We start from the raw sequence: 19,699 nt of genomic DNA, 5'->3' as shown, positions 1-19,699 counted from the left end.
CCGAAGCTCACCTCAGCGAGCGAACGAGATCCTCCAAAAATTCTGACCCGGGCCCCAGTCCTGTGACAAGCAGCCGATCCCGCGCCCGGGTGCAGGCGACGTAGAGCAGATGCCGCTCGGTCTCGTAAACGTCGTCGAGGTCCGCTGGGTCCACCACCGCGTCGACCCGCTCCGGCGACGGGAGGACGTCGTCATCGCAGGCCATTACCGCGACCCAGCGGAACTCCAGACCCTTGGCGAGGTGCATGACGCCGATCGACACCCGTCCCTCGGCCTCGGTTCGGTCTCCGGAGATTTCGATCACCTCGATCCCCGCTTCGGCCGCAGCGGCGCGGGCGCGCGGCAGTTCGCGCGGCGAACGGACGAAGACGCCGATCTGCTCGGGCGCGAGCCCCTGATCGAGCCCCTCGCGGATGAAGCGGCCCACCCTTGCCTGCTCGTCCCGCTCTGAGGCGAACAAGGAGATCGCCGGCGCCGGCCCCTCGAAGGCAGAGATGGTCCCGCGGCGGTCTGCCTCCTCGCCATCAACGTCGCGAACCGATGGCGGCAGAAGGGCGTCCGCCGCCTCGCGGATCTGCTGTGAGGTGCGGTAGTTCACCTTCAGGGTCGAGGAGCGGCCGCGCAGGTCGACCCCCAGCTCGCGCCACGAGAACGGCTGCTGGAAAATGCGTTGGCCGAGATCCCCAGCGAAGAACAGCCGGTCGGGACCGTCTGACGGCGCGATCGCCCGCATCAGGCGCAGCTCGGCCACCCCCAGGTCCTGGGCCTCGTCGACCACCACGTGGCTGAACGGCTTGTCGGCGTGCGCCTCGAAGCGGTCCGCCAGGGCGTTGAACAGCATCGGCGCCGTCATCAGCCCCTGGCCCTCAAGTCGCGCCCGCGTGCGCTCGAACACCGGCCACAGCGCCTCGCGCTGGCGGGCGCCGAGCCGGGTCTTGCGGCCCAGCCGCGGGACGACGGCATAAGCCTCGGCCGAGGTCACCTGACGCGGGTCGATGACCTGCTCCCATTCGACCGCCAGGAAGCGCTGCGAGAACCCGCTCAGACCGACTTCAGCGGACGCCAGAGCCAGCGCCGCCTCCACCTGATCCGGCCGCGCGAGTCGCGGCCGGTGACCGAAAGCCAGTTCGTACAGCTCCACCGCAACCGCCTCGAACGAGGCCACGGTGACGCGACCCGCGGCGCCGCGATGCTGAGCGAGCAGCACCTCCAGCTTGGCCTCCAGATGCCGCGCTAACGGCTCGGAGAAGGTGGTCAGCAGCACCCGTGCTTCCGCATCGGAACGCAATGCCCGCGCGGCCCGGTGCAGGGCCACGACCGTCTTGCCGGTTCCGGCCGATCCGGTCGCCCGCGCCGGCCCGCCGTAGCGCCGCTCCACCACCGCCCGCTGGCTGGGGTGCAGGAAGATCGACCAGCGGTCCCACGGCGCGTCCAGCGCAGCGGCCAGTTCGTCGGCGCTGTCGATGGTGACGAAGCGACGGCGCGCGTCCGGATGCTCGAAGGGGTCCGCCTCGACGAAGGCCGGCTCGGGCGCCTCCAGCCGCCCGGTAGAGGCGTATTCCAGCAGCGCCTCGGCGGCCTCGCGCGGCAGGTGTTCGGCCAGCTCGAAAAAGTCGTCCTCGACCGTGCGCCGCACCGGCGTCAGCCACTCCTCAGGCACGCCGACCCCCAGCAGGGCCTCGTCCTCCAGCCCGTCGAACAGGAAGCGCGCCGGCGCCTCCGCGGCCATGGGCAGGGTCGTCTCCTCGGGCGTCCACCAGCGCGCGAGGTCCGGCTGCGCCGCCTCCACCCGCTCGCGAACCTCGACGATCTGCACCGCCCCGGTCCGCGGATGGGTCTCGATCTGCCGCCGCTCGGCCCACGCGTAGGCGGCGTCGTGGTGATCGACATAGGCGACCAGCAGGCTGGCGCCCGTCTTGTGGAGGATCAGCCGGATGTCGCGATTGACCCGCGCGGACCAGAAGTTGGGGTCCTTCGACGCGGTTATCCGGTGCATCTGCAGCCCCGGCGCGGACGGATCCAGCTGCAGGTCCATGACGCTGACCTTCACCGCCTTCTGCTCCTGCGCGGGAAGCCGCGCGAGGGCGTCGGTGAAGGTGTCGGCGAGGCGGAAGTCCATCAGGCGGCCTCGGCCGCGAGCGCTTGCCAGCGATCAAGGGCAGCGGGGAGATCGTCGGGACCGTAGCGAGCTGCGGTCTCGCCGTTCAGGTGGAGCTCGAAAAAGGCCTCGTCACCCGGACGGGAGATGTAGCAGACGAACACCGCATTGACCTTGGCGGTCTTGATTGCAGTGTAGGTGTCGACCCACATCCAGTCCGGATCTTCCTTCGACCGCCCAATCTTTCGCCCGCCCGCTTCTGTGTAGGTCGTGCGCTTGTTGACCTGGACGGTCTTGGAGATCTCGATGAAGGGCGCCAATGCCTCCGTCGCCGCCTGCTGGTTCCAGCGAAGGGCTGCAAAGTCATCCGAACGGGCGGCGCCGCGCCGGCTGAGCTCCCTGAGCACCTCCGTCGCCACATCCTCACGCTGCAGGCGCCGGGCATTGGAGAGCAGATTCTTGAGCTGCTCCAGCGTCATTCCAGCGTAGTCGAAAGCCGCCTTCACGAACGCCCCCCAGGAGCCCAGACCTTGTGGACGCGCTTCAGTTCGTCCACCCAGCACTGAAGGATGTCGGACGTGTCCCGACCCAAGTGCTGGGCCAGTTCAAAGAAGCCCGGACCGGGCTGCATATCACCCGTCTTGTGCACGACCACGACGGTCAACATGCCGCGCCCGGCGGCGTCTTCCTCCGACGCGATTTCGCCCAGAAAGTGGAACAGCCGCGGATCGTGAGGCTCCATGCGCACGTGTGTGATCTCCCGCACCAGGTCGGAATAGGGGATCATGCCCCTGACCTTGGCACGGCGGATCATGATCTCCCGCGCTTCGGCCTTGGCGGCCTCCCATTCCGCAGGCCGAAAGCCGTGGTTAAAGTTTTCGCGAAGCATGCTCCCCCCATGTCCCTTGCCTAGGTCGGCGGCCAGTGCCGGAGATCGACCCCGAAGACCGCCGGACTGCGCCAGTAGTTCATCCCCTTCGGATCGATGAAGGCAACCCAGAGCTCAGACGGCGGCTCAGCAGGAACTAACGGGTGGAGGCGTCGAAGCGCCTGCGCCAGCCTCGACGGCGCTTCGCCAGCCAAGAGGCTGAGCTCGCGCCGGAGGCCGAGCGCCTCGCGGACAAGGTTCTTGCCAAACCCCGCCACCGCTTTGCATTCCACGCCAAGCGCAACTTGTTCATGCGTCGGCCGACCGCCGGCTATCCCGGCATCTATGACAGCAATATCGAGTTCGTGATGGCACCCGTCGTCCTTGTGGGAGAGCTGTGCGCTGCCCAAGGTCTCGATCTCGATATCCGTGAACAGTTGGAAGTCGGGTGAAGTGGACCCAGGTGAAAACACGTCGAAGTGCGGGTCAGTCTGATGGACATAGCCCGGTGCTGCCTTGAACTTGAGGCTTGAACCGATGAACCTCAGGCGGAAGCCGCGGCTGGCAAGGTCCTCGATGACCCGTGACAAGACGTAGAGTTCATACAGTTTTCCGTCCGTCAGCCCGTCAGCCTTCCAGCTCCCGACTAGGGACGTGTAAGTCCCGAATATTCCCTTGATCTTTGCCTCGGCAGCCGCTTTGTCCATGCTCAGCGCTCCCGCGGCGTCTCGAGAAGCTGACCGACAAGCTCATGGGTCGACGCCCTCACCTCGCCAAGATCCGGCGCGTCCAGCAAGTTCACTTCCGACGCTTCTTCACCCCCCCTTGCCAAGCCGACAATGACGGCGCCGCTCGGGGCAGGGCCGTCCGTTGCATCAGCAATACGGTTCATCGCGTCGGTGATGGTCCGACGGTCGTGGATAGCGATCACCCGCTCGAACGCCGCAAGCATCTTAGCAAGTTGCTCCTGTGGCGTGGGCAACCGCGACTCAACACCCTCTCCAATGCGATACCTATCGTCGTCTGCCAGTTCAGGCAGCCCGACAGACACGAGCTGCCGCTTCACTTCGCCAATCAGCTCGCGGAACTCATCGTCGGTCATGACTACACCCTGAACACCTGATCACCGCGTCCCCGAAGTGGTTGATCACCTTCACCGCAATCCGACCGTTACAACTGGGTCGAGGGCCAGCCGAATCCGAACCGCCCAACGTAAAACTCAAGATAGAGGTATTCGAGATCGCTTTCCCAATCGGCGATGGCTTGGTCTAAGCGATCCTCCGAACGTCGCTTTGCGTTCCGCGCAAAGGCGGCGATGCTTTCGGCGATCTTCCGAAGGCGCTGGGCAGTTCCGGGATCGCCCCACTGGTCCAGGTAAGGCTTGGGGAAAGCGGGCGGGATTACCCCCTCAAAGGCCTGCTTCAGGATGCCCTGTCGAACCGAGCCTGACAGGTCGGAAGTCTTTCCAGCGCGATATCCGAGAAAGCCCAAAACACCCTCTTGGACCCAGCCTTCAGAGACAATCGACCCGGCGCCTCCCGGCGCGTCGGTTGAAGGCCACTTGAAGAAGCCATCCTGTGACGCGGGCTCCAGTCGACGCCTGAGCCACTCGTCCTCCACGGCGTCCAGCACTTGCTGGGCCGCAGCGTGGAAAGCCGCCTTCTCCTTGGCGCCCAGCGCCTGAATGGCGTTTCGCCACACTCCGACCGTTTGCATCAGCGACATCGAAGGCAGGCGCTCGATGATCTTCTCGGCTGAAGGCGAGATTCTCTTCTTCTCGGGGGGCGTCCAGGGCTTTGAGGGCGACGCCGCATAGACGCGCCTCCGCCCCCTGCGTCGCCTCTTCTTGGCCCCTTCGTTCAGCGTCACACCCTGAACACCTTCATCACCTCGTCCCCGAAGTGATTGATCACCTTCACCGCGATCCGCCCGCTTCTCGGCCGGTCGAACGGCCGGCTCACATCCCGGTACAGGGTTGCCCAGGCGCCCTCGTCGATCTCGGCCCTCAGCGCCGTCTTCAGCGACTTGTAGGGGTCGTTGGCGCCGAGGAAGTAGGCGTGGCGGACGAAGAAGCTTTCCTCGTCGTAGTCGGTGTCGATGAACCAGGCGGCGATGGATTTGGTGTCGCCGGAGCGGACGTCGCCGGTGTTGGGATCGAAGACGTCGACGCCCAGCACCCGCACCTGCAGCTGGCCGCCGGCGAGGGTTTCGATCTCCACGTCCGGCTCGCCGAAGACGATGAACAGGTTGCCCTTGCCGGTGTTCTTCAGCTCCCCGGCCATGTGCAGGTCGGGGTTGATCTTGGCCTTCAGGATCGGCAGCGGGCCCATGCGGGTCAGCTCCGAGGCGTGGGCCTCGAAGTTGAAGGCGCAGGCGATCAGCACGTCGAAGCGCGCCTCGGTGGCCTCGCGCGCGGCGGCGGTCAGGTCGGGACGGCTGGCGGTGCCGAACTCGGGGCCGATGAAGATGGCGGCACGGCGCTCGGCGTCGCCCTCCACATAGCGACCCTCGGCGGCGATCCACTGGCCGGGCCAGGGGGTCAGGCTGGTGAATTCGATACGATCGGCCTTGGCGCCCTGCTGCACGCCCGAGGTCCTCAGGTTCTCCAGCACCACCTCGGCGAAGTCGGTCGGCGGTGCGCTGGCCAGGAGGCGCTTGCGGCGGCCCTCGTCGGCCTCGATCTCGTCGTACAGGGCGTCGACGTCTGACGGCGCTACCCGGTGCGGCGACAGGCTCTCGACCGTGAACGGCCCGGCCACCCGCACCTTCGTGCTGTCCACATAGGGCCGGTCGTACAGCAGCTCGACATCGGCGCGTTTGGCGATGGAGGCGTCGATCTCCTTCTGACGGGCGATGCGCGCGTCCCACCAGCGGCGGTGCAGGTCGAGGGTCTCGTCATCCCAGCCGGCCTGGACCTCGCGCGGGATCTCCCACTCCTCCCACCCGCGGCCGGTACGGGCGTTCAGCGCCTCACGCAGCGGCTCCAGCTTCGCCTGCCACTCCTCCCAGATGACGTCGATCTCGGCGTTCCGAGCGATACTGCCAAGCTGGACCCTCGGCACGCGGTCATAGACAAAGCCTTGGCGGATGTCGCCTTGGGCGTTCGATAGGGGCTGGGCCTGGCCCGAAACCTCCTGCTCCTTCTTGCGCCCCTCGGGGCTGTCGGCCAGCAGGTAGTAGGGATAGCGCGCGCTCATTAGCCGGGTGCGCGCCAGGGCGAGGGCCACGCGGCTGGTGTCGATGGTGATCCAGCGGCGGCCCCACTGTTCTGCGACATAGGCCGTCGTGCCAGAACCGCAGGTGGGATCAACCACCAAGTCGCCCGGGTCGGTAGCCATCAGAATGCAGCGCTCTACGACCTTCTGCGCCGTCTGCACTACGTAAACCTTGTCTTCTGTGAAGCTCCCAGTCTGGGTATCCGTCCAAACATTCGAGAATGGTATCGCATTGAAATCGTCGAGATACCTCACGTACCGGATACTGTTGGACGACCGCCATATCCGGTCAGCTTTCGCAAGGCGGTTCAAGCCCTGGAGATCGGTCTTGAAGGTGCCTTTGCCCGATGGGAACTGCTGTCCTTGGTACCAGTAATGCTTGAGGTCCCCTTCACCGGCATATCGAGAACTCGTAATGTTATCTGCCGCGAACAGCCGACCATCCGACACGTCTTCCAGCCGCTGAGACGAGTCGAGCCGATAGGCGCTCCCATCTGGCCGTCTCACCAGGCGATATACCTGGTCAGTAGATGAGCCCGCACTCTTCGGCCGCAGCGGTTCTCTAAACTTCATCCGGTCGATGTTGCGTGCGGCCCAGAGCAAGTAGTTCGAGGCGGCAGCAAGGGTTGCGTTAGCTCGTCCCGTCGTGGTCTGGTAGGCGATCTGGCTAACGAAGTTCTGGGGCCCAAACACCTCATCCATCACCGCCCTTACACGGTGCACATTCTCATCCCCGATCTGCACGAAGATCGAGCCGCTGTCCGTCAGCAGCTCCCGCATCACCGTCAGCCGATCGCGCAGATAGGTCAGGTAGGAGTGGATGCCGTCCTTCCAGGTGTCGCGGAAGGCCTTCACCTGTTCCGGCTCTCTGGAAATGTCGGTCTGCTTGCCGTCTTTGACGTCGCGGCTCTGGGTCGAGACCTGCCAGTTCGAGTTGAACTTGATGCCGTAGGGCGGGTCGAAATAGATGCACTGCACCTTGCCGGCCAGCCGCTCGCGCTCGGCCAGGGACGCCATGACCTGCAGGCTGTCGCCCAGGATCATGCGGTTCGACCAGTGCTGGTCGTGCTGGTAGAACTCGGTCTTCGCCTCGGGGTCGACGCCGTTGAAGTCGGCGAACAGGTCGATGGTCTCGGCCGGCGCCTTGTCGCCCTTGGCCTGCTCGCTGCGGCGGCGCAGGTCGTCGATGATGGCGCGCGGGTGGATCTTCTCCTGGATGTACAGCGGCGGGGTCTGGACGATCAGGTCCGACCAGTCCTGCGTATCCTTGCCGCGCCAGACCAGCTGGGCGTCGCCGATCTCGACCTCGCCGGCATGATGCAGCTGCCGCACTTGCGCCTCGGTCAGGCGGATGCGCACGCCGTTCCAGATGATCTGCGGGTCCAGGTCCTCGTCCCGCTCGCGCCGCTCCCCCTCCGCCAGTGACCGCGCCCGCGGGTAGGCCACCGGCTGCGACGGGTTCATCTCCTCGATGTACTGCGCCGTCGACTGCAGTTCCGCCGTCGGAATGTTCTTCCGCGTCGCCTCGTCGTGCGTCAGCGTCGTGACCTGCTTGGGGCCTTTGGGGGTGCGGGCCATCAGGCGACCTCTCTTTCGTGGCGGACGTCATCCGCGAAAAGGCGTTGCCGGGACGCCTCCATCAGCACCTTGTCCGTATAGCGGAGAGCCTGGGGGCCCTCGCCGAAAGCGCCCGCCAGAGCCGCGACGGCCTCGTTGATGCGAATGGCCTGTGACAAGGACGGCACGCGACCCACTTTCGGGTCGCACAGACCGAGCTCGCGGACGGCTCGCGCGAGGTGAAGGTCAGGCTTCACCGCGATGCCGAGATCGGTGAGTAAATGCAGGACGGTGATGTGGCCCCAACCCCGCCCGAGCTCGCTCTTCAGTTGCGGGACCAGTATCCGAAGCGGCTCGCCCGCCAGATGGCGAGCCGGTGTCTCGCCATACCGGCGAGCCCAGTCCCGCAGGACCGCGGCTCCGCTCTGGATGCGGTAAAGTCGGTGGAGGCCGATCAGCGGATTCGTCCGGGCCTTGGCCAGGAGATGCCCTTCGCCGCTATAGACGTCCTTGCCGCTTCGCCTCTCGTACGAGATCAGCAGCACCGCGGGATCGCGTCCTATATGCTCCCAGGCGCCGGGCATCCAGGGCTCAAGCGCCGCGATGCCTCTCTCCGCGACCTCGACCCTGGTGTAGGCGTAGAGCGGCTTGTCCCACAGCGCCCGCCAGACCTCCTCTACTGACGCCGTCGCCGGATCCACGACGGAGTCGCGCAGCCGCTCAGCTTCCGCCAGACCCGGCGTCCCCCGGAGCGTATCCCGCCAGGCGACGATCCGGGCTCTGGCGATGGAAACGGAAGCATCGTCCATCAGCGGGCAGCCTTCTTCAGGATGGGATCGAAAGTGGCCACTGCCCGGGCGGCGGCGTCGAACGCGTCTCGCAGGTGCGCATAGGCGACAGACAGATCCCCTTCGGCCAAACCTTGGGCCACGGCCCCGGGCTGGGGCGTGCAATCGAGATATGGGACCAGCCGCCCGTCGCTGAGACGGAACCCGGCATCCCTGATCTCATCCATGCGCGGCACTGCCGCCGCTTTCCAGTCTCCGGGCCTCAGCCCGTTCCATCGCAACCAAAGGCACAACCGTCCGCCGCCAACGCCTGCCAGCCGGCACAGGCTGAACCAAGGTTCGCCAGGCGCCCCGGTATCCTCGTCTCCGGGCCCCCAGTGGACCTCGAACCAGAAATCGCGACCCCGCGCCTGCCAAGCCGGAGGCGCGACCCAGCACTCGTCCTCGTCTTCTGCGGGAGAGGCCCGCCAGCCGTGTTGATGCGCCCAACCGCGCCCGGCGTCGCCGATATGCTTCCAGATCACCTTCTCGATAGCGTGCGTTCTATGCACGACGGCGTCGAGGTCCTCGAGGTTCTGGACGATCAGGCGGTCGAGTTCAGAGGTGTCCATGTCACAGTGTCTCGAGATGGTCCGCGAAGTCGCAGGCGAGGCGAGCTGCGTAGGCGTTATCGGCGGCTTGCCGGGCGCCGGCGCGGAGTGCTCGCGCTACACCGCCCCAGCGCACCGGCATACAGTGGACGCCATCGGGGATGACGAGGTCTCCGATGAGGATCAGTTGGCTGTGCTTCTTGCCGAGGTGGTCCCGACGGCGTCGAAGCGAGTCGAGGTAGCGCGTCAGTTGGCCCGGCTGAAACGGGGCGTCGATCTTCACCTCGATGAAGACCACGCAGTCGTCACCTTCCAGCACGAGGTCGATGCGATTGGTCTCGTCCGCGAGGGGAACCAACTCAGTGCCGCATCGCCGAACATCGCGGAGCGGGAACGGCGGCTCCCCCATCGCTTCCCGCCAGAAGGCCTGGAGGAAAACGTCGCCCGCCCCGTGATCCCCGTCCGGGCTCAGAAACCAGCCCAACACCGTCGCGGTCGGAACTTCCCGGCGCCGTAACCCCGCGATGCGCCAAGGATTGGCGAAGGCTCCGGCAGACCGCGAGGTGCGGATCGCCCCACCGACATCGCTGATCAGCTGCGCCATGCCGCCGTCCGCCAAGGATTCCCAGCGATCCTGCAACGTCCGCAGCCCCCGCTCGCGCTCGGCCCCCGCCTGACGCAGCAGCGGGCGGGCGGCGCCGAGGAAGGCGGCGAGGCGGTCGACCACCTCCGCGTCATGTTCGAAAGCAAGGCGATCCGTCACGCTGCGTCCCCAACGACCGCTCGCACGGCGGCGATGTAGCGGGCGACCTCGGTCGCGAGCCAGTCCGCAGCGGCCTCCTGACCCGCTGGCGTCGAAAGGTCCGTCTCTAGGCGGCTCGTAAAGGGATAGGCGGGATCGCCGAACGGCACGCCCAGCGCGGCCTCAAGTTCCGGCGCATGCGGCGTCAGGACTTTCGCCACGACTTCCGCGCCCTTGCCGCGTCCTCCCCGCAGAAACACGCCCACGCGGCCTTCCCCGACGAAGGCGGAGACCACCAGATCGCCGACGCCGACTGGGACCCAACGGGCTGGCGACTGCGCTGGTGTCAGGCCCGAGTCGGGATGGCGGGCGACCGCCATGTCCCAGAAGGCCTGCCTGCGGGCGCTCACCTCGGACACGTCCACCGCCTCGCGCGCGACTTCCTGCAGCCGCCGGTCCCAGTCGTTCGGCCGCTCCAGGACCTCGAACAGGGGCGCGAACGGCGAGTCGCCAATGCGCACCACTCGCAGGCGGACCGCGAAGAAGCGGGCGCCGTCGCTGGCGTGCTCGTTCAGCCAGCGCACAGCTGACAGATGCTCGTCGCGGAACCGGGGTGCGACCCACACCACGACCCGCGCTTCCAGACCGGTCAGATAGGTGAGGATCTGTCCGAGATGGCGATGATCGCCCTCTTCCAGCTGGTTCTCGACGAGCACCCGCTCGTTCGTCCGAATATCAACGGCCAGAATGTCTGCCGAAAAGGGACCGACCCGGACCTCCCGCCCTTCCAGCTGGAGCTCAAGCCCGAGTTCCTTTCCGAGGCGGCCGAGGTTATCGGCCAGCCAAGGCGTGAACACCGTCGCCTCGTGCGCCCAGGCCTGACGCGGCGCGACGTCCTCCAGCGTGCCGAACGTTACCTCCGTCATACCGAGGCTCCACCGAGGAAGTGATACCGCTCTCGCAGATGGTCCGCCCAGGGATCGCCCCGCAGGGCTTCTACCTCCGGCCCGAACAGCGCCTCGATCGTGGTCGACACGAAGCGCGGAACGCCGTCCGGCTGCGGTTGCAGCAATGCCTTGAAGGCTTCGAAGGCGTCAGCCTCACCGCTCGCCTTTGCGATCGCTTGAGATGTCACCCGGTGCAGGGCCGTGTTGCCGGCAGGCGAGATGTGCAGCACCCGCACCCGTTCCCCGAGCGCCCGCTCCATCCGCCACGCCAGCATCTGCTGACGCAGGAGTTGATAGAACGGCTCCCAGAAGAAATCCTCCAGCCGCAGGCTCATATCGGCCCGGATCGGGCCATCCGGAGCGAAGGCCTTGTCGCCGTAGCGGCGCGCGCGCATGTCATTGCCGCCGGTGCCGTCTGGCCTACGGCGGTCCTGCAACGGCGCGCCGTAGGCCTCGGTGTATTTCCACTCGATCAGGAGAGTCTCGGGCCCGTCATCACCAGCGAATTGAATGACGGCGTCGGCGCTGGTGGCGTTGGCGCCGCGGGTCGCGCGGCCACCCTTCGGCCATTCGCCGAGATAGTCCTCCTTCCCCGTCCACTCGAAGCCGACGAACCAGTCCCGCCTTTCCGGGCCCGGCTCGACCGCCCGCATCTTCGGCGGCGTGATCTCCAGAGCCCGGCCGACAAGCCGCGACAGGACATCAGACCGCTCCGCCAGAGGCATGAGGAAGTTCAGGCAGCAGACCTGGGACGAGAGCCCGTGGTTGGCGTGCCGGTGCCAGGTGATTCCGTGCTGCTGGAAGTACGCCTCGGCAACCGGGCGGATGTCTGGCGTCAGATTCTCGGTACGGCTCGCGAGCCGCCAGGCCGATCCGCCATGCCCCGCCACGATGTCAGCCCTGCGGAAGTAATCGGCCTGCGCCTGCCTCTGCCGCGCGACGAAGTCATTCATGCCGGCACCTCCCGGCGGGTCGTGGCCATGGCCTCCACGAGCGCGGCAAACGCGTCCTCCATGCCGTAGGGCTCGGTGAACTCCGCGAAGGCCCACCGCCCGTGCGCGCCCAAGGCGTTCACACCGGGGACCCAGAGAGTCTTCATGGTCTCAGCCTTCAGTTGGGCGTCGAGGCCGCGGTAGCCCTTGGTCTCCAGGATGAGGTTCAGCGGCTCGTCGTGGTCGTCGTCCAGCCGCACGATGAAGTCCGGCACGTAGCGCCGCGCCACCGCGCCGTCGCGGTACGGGACCTCGAACTGCAGGCCCTGGTTCTTCACATAGGCGACAACCTTCGGGTGGTCCTCCAACACCCGCGCCAGCTCCCCTTCCCACTCGCTGTCCATCACCACGTGGCTGACGTGGCTCTTGTCCGGCCGCGTAGTCCAGACGGACTTGGTGGTGTTGAAGGCGACGAAGCGGGTCGAGCCGCGCGGGTTGTAGGAGTCCAGGATGGCCTTGACCCGCGCCTCGCCATCGTTGGCGCGCTGGCAGGCCATGAAGATAAGCTCCGCCGCCTGCGCCTCCAGCGCCGGATACATGATAGAGCCGAGCGGCACACCCTTGGCAGTCAGGTAGCCTTCGGTGATCCAGCGTCGCGCGATCCGCTGCAGCTGGCCAAACAGGTGCATCGGCGGGTCCTGTCCCTCGTCGCGGTAGCGCGTGTAGAGCAGGCGCTTGGCGATCTTGAAGGACAGTTCGCTGGGCCGGGCGGCCTCCACGATCTCTGGCGTCAGCGTCACGCCCTCGCCGACCACGCCCTCGTTCTGCACCTTCGATGGGCCCACGTTGCCGGGGTTCAGCTCGAAACGGCTGTCGTCGGTGAAGTGGGCGGCGATCGTCTCGTCAGGCAGGTCGTAGCGGTAACCCTCGACGCGCGGGAAGACGATTTCCAGTTCGGGCTTGTCGACAAGCCGTTCCTTCAGCGCCTGCACCCGCGTGCTCTTCGCCGGCTTCTTGACCGGCGCCACCACCGGTTCGGCCGTGAAGTTGAACGGGATGCCAAGGATGTCGGCGTACTCGACGTCGAACAGCCCTTCCTTGTTCAACTCGTAAGACTGACGGCGAAGGCCGCGGCCGACCACCTGTTCGCACAGCAGCTGGGTGCCGAAGGCGCGCACGCCCATGATATGGGTGACGGTGTTTGCGTCCCACCCCTCGGTCAGCATCGAGACCGAGACCACACAGCGGATCTGTTCGCCCAGCCGGCCCTTGCGACCGACCGTGTTCATCACCTCGCGCAGCACGTCGGTGTCCGAGAGGTTCTCCGCCTCCTTGTGCAGACCGCGGTCGCGCAGTTCGCGTTTGAACTGCTCGATCTCGGACCCCATCAAGTCGCGATAGCTGGCGTCCAGCGCCTCGCCCGCTTCGAGCGCCTCGGAGTCAACCAGCAGGGTGTTGAACCGGGTCAGCCGGTTGCCGTGCTGGTCGTAGTTGCGGAACAGCTCCAGGTGACCCGCATGCCGGAACTCCGGTTCGCCGTCCTCGCCAGGACGTTCGAAGCCGGCGATCCATTCGTAGACCAGTTTCGAGGTGGCCGTGTTGTTGCAGACCACGATGAACACCGGCGGGGTGTCGATGCCCGCCCGCTGCCACTCGTCGTAGGTCTTCTGGTAATGGCTGTAGAGGGCGTACAGCGCCGTCTGCAGTTCAGGCGGGAAGCTGGCGGACAGGGGATCGAGATCCCCTGACTTGCCCGCGCCCTTCTTCGGCATCCGCTTGCCGATGTGCTCCCACAGCTCGCGATAGATGGGCGCATCGCCGGTCACGGCGTTGTCCGCCACGGGGATGCGCGGCAGCTTGACGATGCCGCACTCGATCGCGTCCATCAGCGAGAAGTCCGACACCGTCCAGGGGAACAGCGTCCCCTCGCGATAGCCGGACCCGCGCAGGAAGAAGGGGGTGGCAGACAGGTCGTAGACCATCCGCACCCCGACCTTTCGCTTCAGCGCCTCGAGGCCCGAGATCCACAGACGCGCGGCCTCGGCGTTGCGCTTGGCCTCCTCGCGCTCCTCCGCGGCCACCGGAGCCTCGGCGTCTCCGCCCGTCCGCTCGCGGTAGCAGTGGTGCGCCTCGTCGTTGATCACCACGACGTTCTTGAACGCCAGCAGTTCGCCGCAGGCGCGCTTGAGCATCGCGCCTTCGGTCTCCAGCGTCTGGATCGGCTCATCACGGCCCTGGAGGAAGGCGCGGCCGACCTTCGACAACTCCATCGTCTCCCGGCGCTTGAAGACGTGATAGTTGGCGATGACGACCTTGGCCTTGGGCATGTCCGGCAGCAGGTCCTGCGGGACCAGCTCGCGCCGGGCATAGTAGTTGTCCGGGTGGCTGGGCTGCAGGATCTGCAGTCGGTCGCGGATGGTGATCCCGGGCGCCACGATAAGGAAGGCGCGGCTGAAGCGGTCACTGTTGGCCGCGCGGACCGCGTTGAGCGTCTGCCAGGCGATCAGCATGGCCATGACGGTGGTCTTACCCGCGCCGGTCGCCAGCTTGAGCGCAGTGCGCAACAGCTCCGGATTGGCGTCCTGGTTGGCCTGCCGGAGGTTCGCCACGAGGTGGGCGTGCTGCTTCTGGCGCGGCGCGACCTCGGTCAGCCAGATCGCCGTCTCCACCGCCTCGACCTGGCAGAAGAAGGGACGGACGGTCTCGAAATTGTGGTGCCGCCAGTACTGCAGCAGCCGCTGGGTAACCGGGGTAACGCCCCAGTCCGCAGGATTGGGCAGCCGCCGCCAGTTGGAGACGTGGGTGCGGATCTCATTGATGTTCTGGAGGGTGTAGGCTTGGCCCTCCTCGTCTTCCTGCTGTAGCCAGTCGCTCTGCGCGTCCCGCTTCTTCTGCTTCTTCGCCGGCGGCACGGGCGAGATCAGCTCGGAGCGCCGTCTGCCATCCTTCGGCGGAAGGTTCAGCGGCTGCCCCTCTTCACTCAGCGCGTGATGCCGCCGCGGCTCCTCGTAGGGAGAATTGAGGATCGGATTGTCGAAAAAGCCGTCAGCCACGCGCTCCCCCTGAGCTGTAACTCTTGGTCTATCTGCTCTCGCTGCCCCGGCACAAGGTTGTATCGGTTGGCGGAACACATCGCGAAGTCGTACGGGGTTGTTCGTGAATGAACGCACCATGCGGAGCCGCAATATGGGCCCCAGCAGCACCTTTCGGCGACCCAGCAGCGCGAGCCTAGCCACTACAGTGGCGCAGCAACTGCCGTCGAGAACGCGGGCACCCGCCAAGGCGCTATTGAGACGTCAACGCCGCAGCAGCGCCGCGTCTGGCATATCCTGCTGATGCAACTGCTTTCTTTCCGGACTCAAAATCCGGTTCCGAAAGGAGTGTCGGTTCGAGCCCGACCGCCCGCACCATAATAAAATGAACCAGTTAGACGGCGAGATCGCGGCTAACCGCAGGCGCCGACCGGTTCGCGCCGTTTCTTGATTTTATTGACTGTTCCCTGCTTTCCGCCAGCCTCCGCCATTCTCCGAGCGCCGCGCGAGCGTCGCAAGGCTGCTACGTTTTTCTCCAAATGCTTTCGTCAGTTGTGGGCTCGGGGACGAGCCTGCCAGCTTGGACGATGATGCAGGGACAGAGGGCGAACCCGTTCGACGAAGAACGCACGACACCGACGGGCCTGTCACTTCGCCGAGTCCTACCGCACCTGTGCTGAGGCCTTGCTGAGAAACCGCCCACCATCGCTGCGCTTCGAGGACGCGAAGCTCGTCGCGATAACCTGGCGGGCACGGCGGGCTAACGGCGTCGCACATGCGCTGTGAGCGGCCTCCTGGCCTGGTGTCGGAGCCGCTGCTGAGGCATCGCGGGACGGCGCGAGCCCCGTAACGCCCGGTCGCCCATGCGAGGCCGGTTCGTTGACGCTCTGGGGGGGCCATGATAGCGTTCCGAAATGACAGCGCTGTCAGCGCAGTCCAATAAGCAAATCGGTCGCTGGGGAGGACGGCATGATCGCGATGAACAGGAACCGCCGCGAGGCTGTGCGCCACGTCGGCCTGCGCCGAATCGGCGTCTCGTGTCTCGCCTTGGGCGCGGCCCTTGTGCCCGCGGCAGCCCTCGCCCAAACGGCCCCCGCCTCGCAGGACCCGGAGGCGACCGAGATCGACGAGGTCATCGTCACCGGCATCCGCGGAAGCCTGCGGTCGGCCCAGTCGATCAAGGAGAACGCAGACCAGATTGTCGATTCCATCACGGCCACTGACATTGGAGCCCTGCCCGACCGTAGCGTGACGGAGGCGGTCCAGCGCATTCCGGGCGTGACCATCGACCGGCTCCAGGCGCGCGAGGACCCCGACCGCTTCTCGGCCGAAGGCAGCGGCGTCCAGGTTCGCGGCATGACCCAGGTGCGCCAGGAGCTGAACGGCCGCGACACCCTGGGCGCGCTCGACGGGCGCGCGCTCGGCTTCGAGGATGTCCCGGCCGAACTGATGGCCGGCGTCGACGTCTACAAGAACCCCTCGGCGGAGCTGATCGAGGGCGGTCTGGGCGGCACGGTCAACCTGCGCACCCGCATGCCCTTCGAGTCGAGCGGCCGTCTGATCGCGGGCTCGCTCAGCGCCAACTATTCCGATCACGCCGAGCAGTGGAAGCCCCAGGGCTCGATCCTGTTCAGCGACCGGTTCGACACCGGTTCCGGGGAGTTCGGCATTCTGGCCAACCTTGCCTACTCGGAATTGGCCAGCCGTTCGGACGGCATCCAGGTGTCACCCTATCGCGCCCGCCGGCTGGGCGACGACGCCCTGTGCGCGGGGCTGCAGAACCCCAACGGCGACCCCTACGCGTGCGGCCAGGACTGGATCGACCAGTCGTATCTCGGGCTGACTGCCGACCAGACGCTGTACGTACCGGAGGGCGTGTCATGGCGGCGCCTGGACTCCGAACGCGAGCGGCTGGGCGGCGCCCTGGCGCTGCAATGGCGGCCGAACGACCAGACCGAGGTGTTCCTCCAGTATCTGCGCTCGGACTTCGACACCCGTTGGGACAACTACGAGGCCATCCCGCAGGTCGACGCCAACAACAACTTCGTCATTCCGGCCGCGGGCACGCAGTTCACCTTCGATGACGACGGCTATTTCCAGTCGGGTTCGCTGCGCCAGATCAGCTACTGGCGCGGCAGCCAGCCGGTCGCCGGCGAATTGGGCACCCAGTACCGCATGGCGACGCGCCATCAGGAGCGCGAGGAGTCCAGCAACGACCTGTCGTTAGGCGTCCGCTACTATCCCTCCGACCGCCTCGCGGTGAGCGCGGACCTGCAGTACATCAAGTCGGCCAGCGCCGGCTGGGACTTCACCATCTTCAGCTCGGCCTATGTGCCCGAGGTGACGATCGACCTGAGCGGCGGCCGTCCCGCGGCCGGCCTGGGCCCCGACACCTTCACCAGCGATCCCGCCAACTACTTCTGGCACGCCGCGATGGATCACATCGACGACAACGAGGCCGAGCAGATCGCGGGACGCGTCGACGTGGCGTGGGAGTTCGACCACCCCGTCCTGAACTCGATCCGCTTCGGCGGCCGGTTCACCGACCGGGAGGTCACCAACAACTACACCCAGTACAACTGGCAGGCGCTGAGCGCGCCATGGAACGAGCCCTTCCTCTGGATGGACACGGTCCTGCCCGAGTACGCGATGCTCTACAGCTTCGACAACTTCTTCCGCGGCGATGTGCAGGCGCCGACCGTCGTGATGCCGGACATTGAGTTGGCGCGCGGCTTCCTGCGCAGTTCGGACATCATCGAGAACATCGGCGGCAACGCCCGCTGGAGCCCGCGCGGCTTCGATGCCGGAAGCCTGTCGACCCAGACCGAGAAGACCCTGGCCGGGTACGCCGTGGCCCGTTTCGGATGGGAGAACGTCCCGGTTCCCGTCGAGGGCAACATCGGGCTTCGCGTCGTGCGGACCGAGAACACGGCCCGCGGCTCCGGCTTCCTGCCGGACCTGACCTCCTATCCGGACCTGCCCGCCGACGACCGTGCGTTCGGCACCGGCGCCGCCTTCGATGTCTCGGGCGAGCAGTCCTACACGGACGTGCTGCCCAGCCTGAACCTGAAGTTCCAGCTGACCGACTCGCTGATCGCCCGCTTCGCGGCCTCGAAGGCGATCGCCCGCCCGAGCTTCAACCAGATGTTCCCGTTTGTGGACCTCACCGCGTCGGTGAACCCCCAGGGCACGGTGGTCGAGGGCTGGGGCGGAGCCGCGCGGGGCAATCCCGAGCTGAAGCCGATGCGGGCCGACCAGTTCGACGTAGCCTTGGAATGGTATCCGTCGCCGACCCACTCGCTCTACTTCACGGCGTTCCGCAAGAACGTCGAGGACTTCTTCACCACGGGGGTGCACACCCGCACCTTCGAAGGGCGCGACTTCCTCGTCAGCGGGCCGACCAATGGCGAGGAAGGCACGATCCAGGGCTTCGAGATCGGCTACCAGCAGTTCTACGACTTCCTGCCGGGCTGGCTGGGCGGCCTCGGGCTGCAGGCGAACTTCACCTACATCGACAGCGAAGGGTCGACGTCGCAGCAGTACATCAGCGAATGGGACGCGGCCGAAGTGATCGACGGCCTGCCGCTGGAAGGGCTGTCGGAAAAGGCTTTCAACATCATCGGCCTGTATCAGCGCGGCCCGATCCAGGCCCGCCTCGCCTACAACTGGCGCGGCAAGTACCTGCTGACCAACCGCGACGTCTCCGACGTGCGCCTGCCCATGTGGCAGGACGACTACGGCCAGCTGGACGGGTCGGTGATCGTGGAGTTGCGCGACGGCGTCAGCCTGGCCTTCGAGGGCAACAACCTGGCCAACAGCGAGAACCGGCAGCTGATGGGCGCCAACACTCTGAAGACCCGCTCCTGGTGGGTCTATGATCGCCGCTTCGCGGTGACCCTCCGCGCCTCCTTCTGAGGTGCGGATCGACCCGTCCGCACGCAGCACGGAGACGGCCTTGAAACGATTGCTCGCCCTCGCCCTCCTCGTGCTGCTGCCGGGCGCGGCTCTCGCCGAGACGCCGGTCGAGCGGCACGGCCAGCTGCGGCTGGAGGGGACGCGGCTGGTCGGCCAGCACGGCGAGCCCGTGACCCTGCGAGGCATGTCGCTGTTCTGGAGCCAGTGGGCGCCGCAGTACTACAACGCCGACGCGGTGCGCTGGCTGAAGGACGACTGGTCGGTCACCGTGGTTCGCGCCGCCGTCGCGGTTCATCACGACGGCTACCTCGACAATCCGGAACGGGAAATGGCGAAGGCCGAGGCGGTGATCGAAGCCGCCATCGCCGAAGGCCTGTACGTGATCGTCGACTGGCACGCCCACGAGCCCGAGGCGGAAGCCGCCGGCGCCTTCTTCGCCCGCATCGCCCGGAAGTACGGCGACCGGCCGAACCTGATCTACGAGACTTACAACGAGCCGCTGAACACCCATTCCTGGGGCGAGGTGGTCCGGCCCTACCACATGGCGGTCATCCCCCGGATCCGCGCCCATGATCCGGACAACCTGATCATCGCCGGGACGCCCAGCTGGTCCCAGGACGTCGACATCGCGGCGGCGGATCCCCTGCCCTTCGCCAACGTCGCGTACACCCTGCACTTTTACGCCGGCACCCACCGTCAGGAGCTGCGCGACAAGGCGGCGAAGGCGATGGAGCTGGGCGCCGCCCTGTTCGTCACCGAATGGGGAACCAGCGAGGCGACGGGGGACGGGATTCTCGACCGGGAAGAGACCGCCCTGTGGTGGGACTTCATGGAAGCGAACGACCTCAGCAGCCTGAACTGGTCGATCACCGACAAGGACGAGACCTCCGCCGCCCTGCGCCCCGGCGCCCCGGGCGAAGGCGGCTGGGACGACGCGATGATCAGCCCCTCGGGCCTGTTCGTTCGCGCCTGGCTGCGGCGGATGAACCCGCCGCCCACTAACTGACGCCACCGG

At 66.5% G+C, this 19,699-nt stretch carries 15 protein-coding genes; 2 read left to right on the top strand and 13 right to left on the bottom strand.

Annotation, left to right across the window (positions count from 1 at the left end; all coding sequences use genetic code 11):
- Nucleotides 1-7: 7 nt before the first annotated feature.
- From BM333_RS13525 to BM333_RS13465, 13 genes are all read right to left on the bottom strand, one after another.
- Nucleotides 8-2,119, bottom strand: coding sequence for a 3'-5' exonuclease (locus BM333_RS13525; protein WP_092312751.1), 2,112 nt, complete (start codon nucleotides 2,117-2,119; stop codon nucleotides 8-10).
- The gene (locus BM333_RS13520) at nucleotides 2,119-2,604 is read right to left on the bottom strand and encodes a hypothetical protein (protein WP_092312748.1); all 486 of its coding nucleotides are present in this window, start codon (nucleotides 2,602-2,604) and stop codon (nucleotides 2,119-2,121) included. The genes BM333_RS13525 and BM333_RS13520 overlap by 1 nt, the downstream gene beginning before the upstream one ends.
- Nucleotides 2,601-2,987 carry a hypothetical protein gene (locus BM333_RS13515; protein WP_092312745.1) on the bottom strand — a complete coding sequence of 129 codons (387 nt, stop codon included), beginning with the start codon at nucleotides 2,985-2,987 and terminating at the stop codon, nucleotides 2,601-2,603. The genes BM333_RS13520 and BM333_RS13515 overlap by 4 nt, the downstream gene beginning before the upstream one ends.
- 20 nt (nucleotides 2,988-3,007) lie before the next feature.
- Nucleotides 3,008-3,673 (bottom strand): hypothetical protein, encoded by a 666-nt coding sequence (locus BM333_RS13510; protein WP_092312742.1) that lies wholly within the window; start codon nucleotides 3,671-3,673, stop codon nucleotides 3,008-3,010.
- A 2-nt stretch (nucleotides 3,674-3,675) separates the two neighbouring features.
- Nucleotides 3,676-4,068 (bottom strand): hypothetical protein, encoded by a 393-nt coding sequence (locus BM333_RS13505; RefSeq protein WP_092312739.1) that lies wholly within the window; start codon nucleotides 4,066-4,068, stop codon nucleotides 3,676-3,678.
- A gap of 68 nt (nucleotides 4,069-4,136) precedes the next feature.
- On the bottom strand, nucleotides 4,137-4,835 hold the full coding sequence (locus BM333_RS13500) for a hypothetical protein (protein WP_143105828.1): 699 nt from the start codon (nucleotides 4,833-4,835) through the stop codon (nucleotides 4,137-4,139).
- Complete coding sequence (locus BM333_RS13495) at nucleotides 4,832-7,759, bottom strand: site-specific DNA-methyltransferase (protein ID WP_092312734.1); 2,928 nt, start codon at nucleotides 7,757-7,759, stop codon at nucleotides 4,832-4,834. The genes BM333_RS13500 and BM333_RS13495 overlap by 4 nt, the downstream gene beginning before the upstream one ends.
- A complete protein-coding gene (locus BM333_RS13490; protein WP_092312731.1) occupies nucleotides 7,759-8,547 on the bottom strand; it encodes a hypothetical protein in 789 nt (262 codons plus the stop codon). Before BM333_RS13490 ends, BM333_RS13495 begins: the two co-directional genes overlap by 1 nt.
- On the bottom strand, nucleotides 8,547-9,137 hold the full coding sequence (locus tag BM333_RS13485) for a hypothetical protein (RefSeq protein ID WP_092312728.1): 591 nt from the start codon (nucleotides 9,135-9,137) through the stop codon (nucleotides 8,547-8,549). The genes BM333_RS13490 and BM333_RS13485 overlap by 1 nt, the downstream gene beginning before the upstream one ends.
- A 1-nt stretch (nucleotide 9,138) precedes the next feature.
- Nucleotides 9,139-9,879, bottom strand: a complete 741-nt coding sequence (locus BM333_RS13480) for a PD-(D/E)XK nuclease family protein (RefSeq protein WP_092312725.1) — start codon at nucleotides 9,877-9,879, stop codon at nucleotides 9,139-9,141.
- Nucleotides 9,876-10,784: a PDDEXK family nuclease gene (locus tag BM333_RS13475; RefSeq protein WP_092312722.1), complete on the bottom strand. Its 909-nt coding sequence runs from the start codon at nucleotides 10,782-10,784 to the stop codon at nucleotides 9,876-9,878. Before BM333_RS13475 ends, BM333_RS13480 begins: the two co-directional genes overlap by 4 nt.
- Entirely contained in the window at nucleotides 10,781-11,758 is a 978-nt protein-coding gene (locus BM333_RS13470; RefSeq protein WP_092312720.1) for a PGN_0703 family putative restriction endonuclease, read from the bottom strand. Before BM333_RS13470 ends, BM333_RS13475 begins: the two co-directional genes overlap by 4 nt.
- The gene (locus BM333_RS13465) at nucleotides 11,755-14,790 is read right to left on the bottom strand and encodes a BPTD_3080 family restriction endonuclease (protein WP_092312717.1); all 3,036 of its coding nucleotides are present in this window, start codon (nucleotides 14,788-14,790) and stop codon (nucleotides 11,755-11,757) included. Before BM333_RS13465 ends, BM333_RS13470 begins: the two co-directional genes overlap by 4 nt.
- A 948-nt stretch (nucleotides 14,791-15,738) precedes the next feature.
- Between BM333_RS13465 and BM333_RS13460 the strand changes: the two genes are divergently transcribed.
- The gene (locus tag BM333_RS13460; RefSeq protein WP_218151467.1) at nucleotides 15,739-18,684 is read left to right on the top strand and encodes a TonB-dependent receptor; all 2,946 of its coding nucleotides are present in this window, start codon (nucleotides 15,739-15,741) and stop codon (nucleotides 18,682-18,684) included.
- Between the two features lie 40 nt (nucleotides 18,685-18,724).
- The gene (locus BM333_RS13455) at nucleotides 18,725-19,690 is read left to right on the top strand and encodes a glycoside hydrolase family 5 protein (protein WP_092312714.1); all 966 of its coding nucleotides are present in this window, start codon (nucleotides 18,725-18,727) and stop codon (nucleotides 19,688-19,690) included.
- The last annotated feature ends 9 nt before the right edge of the window (nucleotides 19,691-19,699 follow it).

The sequence above is a fragment of the Brevundimonas viscosa genome (assembly GCF_900116065.1).
Classification (GTDB): Bacteria; Pseudomonadota; Alphaproteobacteria; order Caulobacterales; family Caulobacteraceae; genus Brevundimonas; species Brevundimonas viscosa.
The sequence above is the reverse complement of the archived record's forward strand: the minus strand, read 5'-3'. Positions and strand labels throughout refer to the sequence as shown.

Coding starts and splice junctions, on each gene's coding strand:
- BM333_RS13525 (WP_092312751.1), bottom strand. CDS start 2,119: ATGGACTTCCGCCTCGCCGACACCTTCACCGACGCCCTCGCGCGGCTT.
- BM333_RS13515 (WP_092312745.1), bottom strand. CDS start 2,987: ATGCTTCGCGAAAACTTTAACCACGGCTTTCGGCCTGCGGAATGGGAG.
- BM333_RS13510 (WP_092312742.1), bottom strand. CDS start 3,673: ATGGACAAAGCGGCTGCCGAGGCAAAGATCAAGGGAATATTCGGGACT.
- BM333_RS13505 (WP_092312739.1), bottom strand. CDS start 4,068: ATGACCGACGATGAGTTCCGCGAGCTGATTGGCGAAGTGAAGCGGCAG.
- BM333_RS13495 (WP_092312734.1), bottom strand. CDS start 7,759: ATGGCCCGCACCCCCAAAGGCCCCAAGCAGGTCACGACGCTGACGCAC.
- BM333_RS13490 (WP_092312731.1), bottom strand. CDS start 8,547: ATGGACGATGCTTCCGTTTCCATCGCCAGAGCCCGGATCGTCGCCTGG.
- BM333_RS13485 (WP_092312728.1), bottom strand. CDS start 9,137: ATGGACACCTCTGAACTCGACCGCCTGATCGTCCAGAACCTCGAGGAC.
- BM333_RS13475 (WP_092312722.1), bottom strand. CDS start 10,784: ATGACGGAGGTAACGTTCGGCACGCTGGAGGACGTCGCGCCGCGTCAG.
- BM333_RS13470 (WP_092312720.1), bottom strand. CDS start 11,758: ATGAATGACTTCGTCGCGCGGCAGAGGCAGGCGCAGGCCGATTACTTC.
- BM333_RS13460 (WP_218151467.1), top strand. CDS start 15,739: ATGATCGCGATGAACAGGAACCGCCGCGAGGCTGTGCGCCACGTCGGC.